General features: G+C 67.9%; 9 protein-coding genes, 1 tRNA gene and 1 pseudogene. 2 read left to right on the plus strand and 9 right to left on the minus strand.

Annotated elements, in window-relative coordinates; all coding sequences use genetic code 11:
* Window positions 1–6: 6 nt before the first annotated feature.
* Window positions 7–1,794, plus strand: a complete 1,788-nt coding sequence (locus H9L22_RS12505) for an alpha-amylase family glycosyl hydrolase (protein ID WP_226965839.1) — start codon at window positions 7–9, stop codon at window positions 1,792–1,794.
* 373 nt (window positions 1,795–2,167) lie between these two features.
* On the opposite strand, the gene H9L22_RS12510 is transcribed toward H9L22_RS12505, so the two are convergent.
* The 8 genes and pseudogenes from H9L22_RS12510 to H9L22_RS12540 form a co-directional block, all read right to left on the minus strand.
* Window positions 2,168–3,019 carry a Fic family protein gene (locus H9L22_RS12510; RefSeq protein ID WP_264292449.1) on the minus strand — a complete coding sequence of 284 codons (852 nt, stop codon included), beginning with the start codon at window positions 3,017–3,019 and terminating at the stop codon, window positions 2,168–2,170.
* A gap of 93 nt (window positions 3,020–3,112) precedes the next feature.
* A pseudogene (locus H9L22_RS20495) lies at window positions 3,113–3,238 on the minus strand (Fic/DOC family N-terminal domain-containing protein); the annotation flags it as partial.
* 402 nt (window positions 3,239–3,640) lie between these two features.
* Window positions 3,641–4,887 (minus strand): IS3 family transposase gene (locus tag H9L22_RS12515; RefSeq protein WP_187720218.1). Its coding sequence is split into 2 segments (ribosomal slippage): window positions 3,641–4,578 and window positions 4,578–4,887, totalling 1,248 coding nucleotides; the frame shifts between segments, so codons are not numbered across the junction.
* Between the two features lie 416 nt (window positions 4,888–5,303).
* Window positions 5,304–7,025: a hypothetical protein gene (locus H9L22_RS12520; protein ID WP_187720219.1), complete on the minus strand. Its 1,722-nt coding sequence runs from the start codon at window positions 7,023–7,025 to the stop codon at window positions 5,304–5,306.
* Between the two features lie 109 nt (window positions 7,026–7,134).
* Complete coding sequence (locus H9L22_RS12525; RefSeq protein ID WP_187720220.1) at window positions 7,135–8,010, minus strand: chitinase N-terminal domain-containing protein; 876 nt, start codon at window positions 8,008–8,010, stop codon at window positions 7,135–7,137.
* A complete protein-coding gene (locus H9L22_RS12530; RefSeq protein WP_187720221.1) occupies window positions 8,007–8,579 on the minus strand; it encodes a type IV toxin-antitoxin system AbiEi family antitoxin domain-containing protein in 573 nt (190 codons plus the stop codon). Before H9L22_RS12530 ends, H9L22_RS12525 begins: the two co-directional genes overlap by 4 nt.
* A 72-nt stretch (window positions 8,580–8,651) precedes the next feature.
* Complete coding sequence (locus H9L22_RS12535; RefSeq protein WP_187720222.1) at window positions 8,652–9,548, minus strand: 1,4-dihydroxy-2-naphthoyl-CoA synthase; 897 nt, start codon at window positions 9,546–9,548, stop codon at window positions 8,652–8,654.
* Window positions 9,549–9,583: 35 nt separating this feature from the next.
* Window positions 9,584–10,315, minus strand: a complete 732-nt coding sequence (locus tag H9L22_RS12540; RefSeq protein ID WP_187720223.1) for a glycerophosphodiester phosphodiesterase — start codon at window positions 10,313–10,315, stop codon at window positions 9,584–9,586.
* Between the two features lie 122 nt (window positions 10,316–10,437).
* On the opposite strand from H9L22_RS12540, the gene H9L22_RS12545 reads away from it, so the two are divergent.
* Window positions 10,438–10,513: transfer RNA gene (locus tag H9L22_RS12545), tRNA-Arg, on the plus strand.
* Between the two features lie 78 nt (window positions 10,514–10,591).
* On the opposite strand, the gene H9L22_RS12550 is transcribed toward H9L22_RS12545, so the two are convergent.
* Window positions 10,592–11,515, minus strand: a complete 924-nt coding sequence (locus H9L22_RS12550; protein WP_187720224.1) for an N-acetylglucosamine kinase — start codon at window positions 11,513–11,515, stop codon at window positions 10,592–10,594.
* Window positions 11,516–11,647: the final 132 nt, after the last annotated feature.

Consider the following 11,647-nt stretch of genomic DNA (forward strand, 5'->3'; position numbering starts at 1 on the left):
GCAGTCATGAGCGAACCGGTGGAACTGGCTGGCATGGGCGCGATTGTGGGAGCCGACGGCGTCGGGTTCCGGGTCTGGGCGCCGCACGCCGACACGGTCGCCGTCGTGGGCGACTTCAACGACTGGGACGAGACCGCCGACCCGCTCACCCGCGAAAACGACGAGGGCTACTGGTACGGCTGCGTCGACGGCGCCACCACGGGGCAGCAGTACAAGTTCGTCCTCACCAACGGCGACCTGCGGCTGGAGCGGATCGACCCGTACGCACGGCAGGTGACCAACTCCGTCGGCAACGGCGTCATCGTCGACCCCGCCGACTTCGACTGGCAGGGCGACGACTTCACCCTGCCGCCGCTCAACGAGCTGGTGATCTATGAGGCACACGTCGGGTCGTTCGTCACGCAGCCCGGGCGGCAAGGCAACCTCGAACTACTGACCGACAAGCTGCAACACGTCGTCAACCTCGGCTGCAACGTCATCCAGCTGATGCCGGTCGCGGAGTTCGCCGGCGACCTGTCGTGGGGCTACAACCCGGCGCACATGTTCGCCGTCGAGTCGACCTACGGCGGCCCGCACGCCTACCGGGAGTTCGTCCGGCGCGCGCACGAGCTGGGCCTCGGAGTAATCCAGGACGTCGTCTACAACCACTTCGGCCCGTCCGACCTCGACCTGTGGCAGTTCGACGGCTGGAGCGAGAACGGCAAGGGCGGGATCTACTTCTACAACGACGACCGCTCCCACACCCCGTGGGGCGATACCCGGCCTGACTACGGGCGCGGCCCGGTGCGGCAGTTCATCCACGACAACGCCATGATGTGGCTCGACGAGTTCCACGTCGACGGGCTGCGCATGGACATGACGCCCTACATGCGATCCAAGGACGCCACCGGCTTCGACATCATGGACGGCTGGACCCTGCAGGCGTGGGTGAACCGGGACATCGTCGCGCGGCATCCGCACGCCGTCCTCATCGCCGAGGACATGCACTCGGAGCCGCGGGTCACCGGCTTCGACAACGACGGCGCCGGCTACCACGCGCAGTGGGACCCGAACTTCGTGCACCCGATCCGGGCCGCGATCCAGGCGGCCCGCGACGAGGACCGGAGCATGTCCGCCGTCGCCGGAGCCCTGACCTTCAACTACGACGGCGACGCGTTCCGCCGCGTCGTCTACACCGAGTCGCATGACGAGGTGGCCAACGGCAAGGCCCGCGTCGTCAGCGAGATCAACCACTCGGATCAGCAGGGGTGGCACTCGCAGAAGCGCTCGACGTTGGGCGCGGCGTTGGCGCTGACGGCGCCCGGCGTGCCGATGCTGTTCCAGGGCCAGGAGTTCCTGCAGGGCGACTGGTTCCGCGACGACGTGCCCCTCGACTGGCACCTCAGCCGCACGCACCACGGCATCGTGCAGCTGTACGCCGACCTGGTGGCGCTGCGCCGCAACCGGCACGGCCGGAGCCGGGGACTGCAGGGCCAGGGGATCACCGTCTTCCACGTCGACGAGGCCGCGAAGGTGCTGGCGTTCCAGCGCTGGGCCGATCACGGGGTCGGCGACGACGTCGTGGTCGTCGTCAACCTGTCCGACAAGCCGCTCGAGGACCTGCGCATCGGGCTGCCCGCTGCCGGTGCCTGGCGGCTGGAGCTGAACTCGGATTCGTCGTTCTACTCGGACGACTTCGCCGACTTCGTGTCGGAGGATCTGGTGGGCGAGGCGGAGCCGCGCGACGGGCTGGACGCGAGCGCGTCGGTGTCGATCGCGCCGTACACGGTGCTGATCTACAGCTACGCCGGCTGACGGGGCGCTAGGGTCGCCTCGGCGTCCGGTCACACCTCACACGTTCAAGGCATACCAGGCCACCATCCGGACGTACCCAGGGCACCCATCATGTCTGTCAGTCCCGGCGTTTAACATGAGAAACATGGCCGATGGTGGTGACTACAACTTCGCCGTCGGCGGCACCGGAAGCGGGGTCTCGGCATAGCCGAAGCCCCAGCCGGCCGCATGGGGGCGCCGGATTTCGGGTGCGGGGTCAGTCCGTCAGGGCTGGCCCCGTTCCGTGTTTCTGGGAGTCAATCCGACTTCGGTCGTTGTCCAGGTGGCCCACGCACTCCAGCCGCGCGGACCCCGTCCCGTGCACAAATCTAGATCCCGCGAACACTCTGCTGGCTCAAGCCGCCGCTGTGTGCATATGCACACAGCGGCGGTTCAGCGGAGATTCGTGCACATCGGGAGCGTGGCCGACGGCTCTCTCAGACGTCGTCGCCGTAACTCCACGGAGCATCGATAATGTCGAACAGCTCTTTCGCGACCCAGTACATCCGCCCCCGCGTCCGCTCGTCCCAACAGCCCGGAGCCATCCGCGGGCCTCAGCATCGCGAATCACGTTACGTGCCCCCTGGTTGGTGAGCCCGGTCTTCTTCTGCAACCGGGCGACCGTGACGAAGGGATTGCTGAAGATCAGTTCTACAAGCGCCGGCAGGCTGGAGCGTGTCTGCCCAGACTCGCGGATATAGATCTCTCTCACAGCTAGCAAGCGTTCAGCACGCGACACTGCGTCGTCCGCAGACCGACGGACAGCAGTCAGGAAGAACTGGAGCCACTCCTGAATCGCTCCCCGCTCACGTACCTCCTGCAACCGCTCGTAGTACTCGCGGCGGTGCTGCTCGAGGTACCCCGACATGTAGAGCAGGGGGGTGGTCAGGCGGCCCTCCTCCAGCAGCATCAAGTTGATGAGCAGTCGCCCGATCCGCCCATTGCCATCGAGAAACGGGTGGATTGTCTCGAACTGATAGTGCATCAATCCGCAGCGAACCAGGGTGGGCAGCTCGCCAGGCGTGTTGACGAAGTTCTCCCAGTCGGCGATGAGACCACCGAGTTCCCCGGGCAGAGGCGGAACATAGGCTGCTGTGTCAGGACTGTCGGTCGTTGATCCGACCCAGACAGGCGTGCGGCGGAACTCCCCGGGGAACTTCTCTTGCCCACGAACACCAGAGAGCAGCAGGGCGTGGAGTTCCAGCACGAAGCGTTGAGTGATCGGCAGATCACGGACCAGCTCGTAGCCACGGTGTGTCGCCGCGATGTAGCGCTCAACCTCAGCGATGTCCTCATTGGCCGTTGGGGTTTCCGCTGCCTCTGCTTGGAGTACATCAGATAGGGAAGCCTGCGTCCCTTCGATCCTCGAGCTGGCGAGCGCTTCCTGCGTCAGATACGGGCCTAGGAGCAGCCCTGGGTCCCGTATGAGCCCACCGAGCCCTGAAGCCTCCCCAGCGAGGCGTCAGCGTCCGAGAGGGCCTTGACCGTGCGGGTAGCAAGCGGGAGGTCGCGCGGGATCGGACCGGGCTTGTAGTACCAGAAGGCCCACTTGTTACCAGGCTCGCGGGCAGCTTGGCCGAACTGTGTCGTCTGGAAGCGCGTTGGATCCACGACGAAACAATAGCAAGTAAACAAGCCATCTACTTGGAAGTAAGACCGTTACGTGCAACTAGACTTGGGCCCCGCAGAGATACTCCAACATTTTCGCCCGCACACTTGCAGCGTCAGTCACCATCACAAACCGACTTGGAGCGTCGCGCCAACTTCCAAGTCAACTGCCCACTCGCTTGGGCCTTGACCCTTGATCGTGGACACGGTGTCGGTTCGGTTATGCCGCTTCCGTGAGGGTAGCGGACCTGGTTGCCGCGTAGGTGTTCTCGTAGGTGTTCGGGGTGATGTTGCCGATCGCTGAGTGGCGTCGGCGGGTGTTGTAGCGGCCCGCCCATCGGAACACGGCCCGATACGCGGTGGCCTGGTCTGGGAACACCGATTCTCCGGCGAGGAGCTCGCGTTTCAGTGCGGCGTTCAGGCTTTCGGCCAGGGAGTTGTCGGCGCTCGTGCCGACGGCCCCCATGGATTGGGTCACCTGCAACTCCTCGCAGAGCTTGGCGTAGGCCTTCGAGGCGTAGACGCTGCCGTGGTCGGAATGGAAGATCGCCCCTGCCAGACTGCCCCGGTCTCGGGCCGCAGCGCGTAGCGCGTCCTCGACGAGTTCAGTGCGCATGTGGTCGGCGACCTGCCAACCGGCCAGCTTCCGCGACCCAAGATCGATACACGTCGCGAAATAGAGGTGCGTGCCGTCCGCGATGGGCAGGTACGTGATATCACCGACATAGCGACGATTCGGCTCACCGATGGAGAAGTCCCGCCCGAGCAGGTCGGGAAACTCATGCCCGGACTGGTCCGGGATCGTGGTCTTCACCCGTCGACGCAGCCGGATCCCGGCAAGGTCGTGCTCGCGCATCACCCGGGCGACCCGTTTGTGATTGACCCGCCCGGCCGCGCCGACGCCGTCGTTGAGGTCAGCGGTGATCCGCGGCGCCCCATAGGCGCGATCACCGCCCTTCGTGGGGTCCTGCAGCACCCGGATCCGCGCCGCCAACACCGCATCCGCGGCCCGCCGCGCGTCCCGTCCTGGTGCGGCGGCGAGCCACGCGTAGAACGACGACCGGGCGATCTCGACGACCTCACACAACCGCTTCACGCCGTAGGCGTCCTTGTGGTCCTCGACGAACTGGAAGCGGTTCACCAGTTCGTCTCCCCGGCGAAATACTTCGCCGCCTGACGGAGGATGTCCCGCTCCGTCTCGAGTTTGCGGGCCTCGGCCCGCAGTGCCGCGTTCTCCGCTTCGAGTCGGGCCACCCGCGCCGCCTGCGACTCAGGCCGCGGCCCGTCAGGCACCACCAGGCCACCCCTGACGGTCGTCCCGGAGCCGAGCTTGTCCACCCACTCCCTCAACGCGCCCCGTGAGATCCCCAGATCGACCGCGATGCCCTTCACCGTCGCGCCAGGCGTCGATTCATACAGGTCCACCGCCCGTCGTCGGAAATCGTCGGTGTAGTTCTTCCTTGCCATCCCTAGATTCTCGCTTCCCCAGCATCGTGCTGGAATCAGCGTGTCCAAGATCAGGGGTCAAGTCCCCTTGGAGCGTCGCGTCCGACCGCGGCGCCAGCGAGCATTCGTCTGTCCTGAGCCGCGGCTGCGTGCACTTGCACACAGCCGCGGCTCAGCGGAGAAACCTGCACATCGACCCAGGCAACCCACGCACTCCAGCCGCGCGGACCCCGTCCCGTGCACAAATCTAGATCCCGCGAACACTCTGCTGGCTCAAGCCGCCGCTACGTGCATATGCACACAGCGGCGGCTCAGCGGAGATTCGTGCACATCGGGAGCGCGGACGGCGGCTGAGCGGAGATTCGTGCACATCGGGAGCGTGGGACCCGAACCCCGAACCCGCGGCCCGAACACCGAACCCCGAACCCGCGACCCAACTACCGCGACGTCGCCGAGAACGCACCCAGCGGCAAGGGGAACCGGCGCTCGATGAACGTCGTCCCGTGGAAGTTCTGCTCCATCTCCACCACCGGCACGGGCAGGAAGTAGGTGGCCACGAACCCCGCCGGATCGCTGCCGAGCAGCGCGATCACCTCCCCCAGGTCATCGGCCCCACGGTTGGCGGCATCCGCCGTCAGCACGTCGGTCAGCTCCTCGATCAGCCCTGCCGGGACCTGCCGGCCCGCCTCCAGCGCCTCCCGCAGCACTCGGGCGAGGTTCGTCTCCCGGCAGTGGTAGACGTAGGCCAGCACCCGACGGCGGAACTCGCGGAGCTCCAGCACGAACGCCCGGAACGCGTCGCCCTCGGCGCCGGGGATCCTGTCCTGCACCGTCTCAGCCAGCGCCAGGGCGCTCTCCTGCCGGTCCGCGCAGGACTGCCACCGCAGCCCGAGGTCCTCCAGGAGCCACGGGTGCGGCTCCATGTCGTCGACCACCATGAAGGTCGACGCCCTCGTCGAGCGCCACGACGGCGTCTCGGCGACGTAGCCCCGGATGGCCGCCGCCGTCAGCGCGTGGGCCGGGTCACTCTTGCCCACCTCCCGCACGAACCACGACGCGTCCCACGGGAACAGTTCCATGGCCTCGCTGGCCAGGCGCCACACCTCCTCGACGGCCTGCCGGGTCTCGTCGTCCCCGTACCCCTCCGACAAGGTGGCCAGCACCGTCGCGTCGGACAGGAGAGGCGCCTGCCAGCCGAGGGCCGCGGCGCGGAGGTTCGGGTCCACGGCATGCACGTTGAGGCCGTAGTACTCCTTGACGCCGGTCGCGCCCGGTACGTCGGTCATCGCCCGCACCTGACGGTAGGTGGTCAGCGGTGACTGCAGCGCCAGGAACGGCTCGACCTCCTCGCTCGCGGCGCCGAAGAAGCCCTCGAGGATCACCGGGATACCCCGCGCTGCGGCGGCCCGCGTCAGGTTCCGCACGTGCCGGTCAGCCGGCAGCGCGACCATCACCTCGGCGGTGTTGTTGTGCAGGGCCAGCGCGAAACCGGTGGTGTCGATGCGTTCGATGATCTGCAGGATCTGCCCGGCCGACAGTTCCCACGGCTCCCAGCAGATTCTGCCGCCGGGACGCACCTCCTGCCAGCGGGCGGTGAGCATCTCCAGGAACGGGGTCAGCCGACGGTGCAGCGGGATCCCAGCGCACCGCGGGCAGGCGCCGAACTCCGAGCACAGCCACGCGTCCTGGTCGTACGTGTAGAGCCACAGGTCGTCGACGGCGAACTCGGCGGCGAACGCGCCCAGCAGCAGCGCGTAGCGCTCGCCGACGGCGGGGTCGAGGATGCAGTTCGGCTGCGGGTCTGCGTGCGCCGTGTGGTTGTTGAACGGGATCCCGCAGTTGAAGGCCGTCCGGAACCCGGCCTCCTGCGCGAGTGCGAGCCGACGGCGCAGGTCGTCACGCCGTCCCTCGTAGCGGGACGGGTCGCTGTTCAGCCGGAGGGGCTGCGGGTATCGCGCCTCATCTTCCGGCGCGAGCCGCACCACGTCCTCCAGGTTGAGGGGCTCGTCAGCCGGCCTCGCTCCCCACCCGATGTTGACCTGGATGCCTGTGAAGCCGAGCTCCCGCAACCGGTCGATGGCGCCCTCGCCCCAGCCGGCCGCATGCGGGTCGGCGGGATGGCCCAGGATCGCGATCCGCTCTGTGATGGTGTTGTGCACGATTCCTCTTCTCGGGCCGTGGCCCGCTCGTATCAGGGTCCGGAAACCGGACCGGGCTGGCCGGGGGCGCGCACGCACCCCCGACCAGCCGGATGGACCTGGAAGCCGACTAGCGCTTCACCTTGACGGTGATCGGCGCGCTGGTCGTCGTCCCGGCGTGGTTACGGAACTCCACGGTGTACTCGTAGGTTCCCACGGGCATCCCGGTGACCGTGTAAGTGGCCCGCTGCGCACCCGGTGACGCCGCCGTGAGTTCGCCCTCGGCCACCGGTTCCCCGTCCTGGAAGAACGTGTACGCGGTGGCGTTGGTGCCCCACCACAGGTTCGCGGTCACCGTGTAGTCGCCGTTGCCGTCGCGGTTGTCGTCGGACAGTGCCAGCTTGCCGGGCTTGGCGTCCTTGACGGTCACGGACACCGGCTTCGCCCACGTCACGCCCTGGCTGTTGATCAGCTGGGCGGTGTAGGCGTAGGTGCCGTCGACGCGGCCCTGCACGGGGACGGTGACGCTCTGCGCCGCCGGGCCGGCTGCCGCCAGCTCCGCAGTGTGGATGAGCACCCCGTTCTCGTACACCTTGACCCGCGAGGCGTTGGCGCCCCACCAGAGGTTCAGCCGCACCTCGTAGTTGCCGTCGGCGAGCCCGTTCTGCCACCCGCTGGTGGTCGAGAGGACCCCGACCGCCGGCGCCGCCGCCTCCGTGTCGACGACCGCCGGCGGACCGGCGACCGCGATGGAGTCGACCCGGATGGTCCCGGCCGCGGCCGCGCCGATCGACAGTTCGGCGATCCGTTCTCCGGGCACACCCCAGCCGGGCATCCCCGTCATGTCGATCGTCAGCACGCCGTCGACGGCGCAGACCCGGCCGGGTTCACGGCCGTGACGTTCCAGTAGTAGGTCATGCCGGAGCGAACCAGTCTCATCGGGTTCGAGGTTGCGGATCCGCTGCTCGAGCGACCTCAGATTCGGCGGCGGCGTCGAGTACGTCACGAGACGCCCCTCTCCCCCGGAGCCTTGCGGAGTTCGCGTTGCAGCCGTGCATAGTCGGCCCGCGTCACCAGACCCTCTCTGCGCGCTTCACGGGCCGCCTCAAGCAACCGGCCCCGCTCAATCGAACCTCGGCAATCGAGGATGGCATCGGCAACCCGCATGGCCAACAGTCCTTCATAGCGAGTGAGATGGGGCGCCGCTCCACGCGGCGCGGTGCTGACCTCCATGAAGGCCGGCTTCTTGGCTCGCGTCCGCTTCGGTGCCACGACTCGGATCTTGCGCGGATTGACGTCCGCAAGAGCGAACAGCGCCAACACCGAGTCGCCGCGCAAATAGGCACCATCACCGGCGCGCAGCAGCGCCTCGGCGAACTGCTCGAATGGCGACCCGGGCGCGTCAGGTACGCGATAGATCCCGTAGGCGACGTTGATCAGTGCGCCCCGGGCAGCTAGCTTGCGCAGCTCCACTGCCGGAACGCCCGCCGCGAGGGCTTGCTTCGTGGTGATGAAGCCGTACTCGCCGAGCGCGATCTCACGCACCAGGTCTCTGTACTTCACCTCTGCCACCATGGCGCAACCGTACCGAAAACGGTACGGTTGTGCCAGGCTTCCGACCTGCGCAAACGCGTCAGACGCGTCAGATCAGTAGTAGTACGGGAACTTCGACCAGTCCGGCGCCCGCTTCTCCAGGAACGAGTCCCGGCCCTCCACCGCCTCGTCCGTCATGTACGCCAGCCGCGTCGTCTCCCCCGCGAAGATCTGCTGGCCCACCAGGCCGTCGTCGATCGCGTTGAACGCGTACTTCAGCATCCGCTGCGCCGTCGGCGACTTCCCGCAGATCTTCGCCGCCCACTCCAGGCCGACGTCCTCCAACTGCTCGTGCGGGACCACCCGGTTCACCATGCCCATGCGGTGCGCGTCCTCCGCGTCGTGGACGTCGCCGAGGAAGAAGATCTCGCGGGCGAACTTCTGCCCCACCTGGCGGGCCAGGTAGGCCGAGCCGTAGCCCGCGTCGAAGGAGCCGACGTCGGCGTCGGTCTGCTTGAACTTCGCGTGCTCACGGGAGGCGAGCGTCAGGTCCGCGACGACGTGCAGCGAATGCCCGCCGCCCGCGGCCCAGCCGTTGACCAGCGCGATGACCACCTTCGGCATGAACCGGATCAGACGCTGCACCTCGAGGATGTGGAGCCGGCCGAGCTTGGCCGGGTCGACGCTCTCCGCCGTCTCCCCCTCCGCGTACTGGTAGCCGACGCGGCCGCGGATCCGCTGATCGCCGCCGGAGCAGAAGGCCCACCCGCCGTCCTTCTCGGAGGGCCCGTTGCCGGTGAGCAGCACGCAGCCGACGTCGGACGAGGTCCGGGCGTGCTCCAGTGCCGTGTACAGCTCGTCGACGGTGTGCGGGCGGAACGCGTTGCGCACCTCCGGCCGGTCGAACGCGATCCGCACCGCGGGCACGTCCTTGGCGCGGTGGTAGGTGATGTCGGTGAAGTTGAACCCCTCGACCGGGGTCCAGAGCTCGGGGCGGAACGGGTTGGTCATGCCCGCGAGCCTATCGCCCGCCCGCCGTCGCCGGCTCAGTAGCGCGGTGCGCGCACCGCCTCGGCGATCCGGTCCGGGAAGTCGGTGATCAGGGCATCGACGCCGAGTTCGGCAAGTCGGCGGGCGGCGTCGTCCTTGTTCACCGTCCAGGCGTTCACCTTGACGCCGGCCTCGTGGCACAGCCACACATAGTGCGGCTGCAGCAACGCCTGCTGATGCGGGTGGACGGCGCCGGCGCCGAACCAGGAGGCGTAGCGCCACGGGTCGTAGATGCCGTCCGACAGCAGCAGCCCGATGTGCTCGGGAGCGACGCGTCCGCGGAGGTTGGCCAGCGAGAAGTGGTTGAACGAGGAGTAGATTACCCTGTCGGTCATGCGGGCGTCCTGCACGATCCGCAGGACGTCGTCCTCCATCCCCGGGTACAGCTCGATGGTGTTCTTCAGTTCGACGTTGACGGTGACGCTCGTCGGCTGACACAGCTCGAGGACCTCGCGCAGCGTCGGGACCTTGACGTTGCGACGCCCGGCGAAGCCGTTGTTGAAGTCGCAGGCCCGCAGCTCTTCGAGGGTGTGATCGACGACCTTGCCGAAGCCGTTGGAGGTCCGGTTGATCGTCTCGTCGTGGATGACGACGATCTGGCCGTCAGCGGTGCGCTGGACGTCCAGCTCGATGCCGTCCGCGCCGTACTTGAGGGCGAGTTCGAAGGCGGGCATGGTGTTCTCGGGCGCGTAGGCGCAGGCGCCCCGGTGGGCCCAGATCTCTGTCACGGGTCCATCCTCCCATTCCCGGGGACAAGGGACAACGCCCAATGAACGCGTCGGCCGGCCCGGGAGGAGCCGCGTCGTTTTGCTTCCCTGGCCGAAGACCGCGTATAGTCTGTCAAGCCCAAGCGCTCGTGGCTCAACGGATAGAGCATCTGACTACGGATCAGAAGGTTGGGGGTTCGAGTCCCTCCGAGCGCGCCAGCGGTCTCCGCAAGGCGACAGGCAGAAAGAGGTTCCTCCGGGAGCCTCTTTTTTGTTGCCGTCCCAGCGGTGGCCCGATCAGGCCAGGGCCGCCAACGCGCCACTGACCGCCTCCCGGTCCAGGCCGATTCCCACCGAGTCTGCAGCGACGACGCACGCTCCCACGACCGGGAACTCGGCGAAGGCCGCCTCGAAGTGCTCATCGAGTCGACGGCGCAGCCCACCGGCCTGCAGCAATCCACCCGCGAACACCACCCTGCGCGGCGCCTCCACGGCCATCGCCGCAGTGAGCAGCCCCTCAGCCGCACGGTCGAGCAGGCCCGTAGCGACCGCGTCGGCACCGTCGAGCCCCAGGGCGAGCGGCGCGAACCTGCCCCACGCCGACGGCGGCAGGGGCGTCGCGGCGGCGATCAGGGCCTGCCGGGGATCCCCGTCACCCGGGAGACCAAGCTCCTTCGAGACAGCCTCGGCCAGTGCGGTCTCCGGGCCCCGGTGATCCATGGCCGCGGCGGCTGCACGCAGAACCTCACGGCCGATCCAGGCACCCGAACCGACATCGCCCAGCAGCCATCCCATGCCGTCACACCGTGCGACAAGTTCCCATCCCTCGAACCTGGCGGCGACCGCGCCCGTCCCGGCCAGCAGCAGCACCCCCTCCGGGTCGGGAGCCGCGCTACGGAAGGCCACCTCCAGGTCCCCGACCAGCACAGCGTCCGGCAGCCCCAGCCCCGCCCAGGCCTGCTGCAACATTGCCTCCACCTGCACCCTGCCGGCCTGCGCAGCACCAGCCGCGCCCACCCCGACGGCGTCCACCTCGCCGGGCGCGGCTCCGGCCGCGGCGAGCGCACGCTCGACGGCGCGCCGCAGGTGAAGGGGCCCCTCGGGACCCGAGGAGCGGAAGTTCGCGCCCGGCTCACGGGCGAACCCCAGCACCTCCCCGCCGTCACGGACGACGGCACACCGGACACTGGTACCACCCACATCGAGCCCCAGAACGATCATGCCGGTCACTGTAGGCGGGACGGCCCTCGCGCCGACAGCAGACACACCCATGACTGATGAGTCTTTTTCATCCGACCTTCACGATGTGATACAAATATTCACACCCTGCCGGGAGTGCCGGCACCTTTCGAG

This window comes from Tessaracoccus defluvii (genome assembly GCF_014489575.1).
In the GTDB taxonomy this organism is placed as follows: domain Bacteria; phylum Actinomycetota; class Actinomycetes; order Propionibacteriales; family Propionibacteriaceae; genus Arachnia; species Arachnia defluvii.

What these genes read in the sequence shown, in the direction of transcription:
- H9L22_RS12535 (WP_187720222.1), bottom strand. Translation starts at nt 9,548, where the DNA reads ATGACCAACCCGTTCCGCCCCGAGCTCTGGACCCCGGTCGAGGGGTTC.
- H9L22_RS12550 (WP_187720224.1), bottom strand. Translation starts at nt 11,515, where the DNA reads ATGATCGTTCTGGGGCTCGATGTGGGTGGTACCAGTGTCCGGTGTGCC.
- H9L22_RS12505 (WP_226965839.1), top strand. Translation starts at nt 7, where the DNA reads ATGAGCGAACCGGTGGAACTGGCTGGCATGGGCGCGATTGTGGGAGCC.
- H9L22_RS12530 (WP_187720221.1), bottom strand. Translation starts at nt 8,579, where the DNA reads ATGGTGGCAGAGGTGAAGTACAGAGACCTGGTGCGTGAGATCGCGCTC.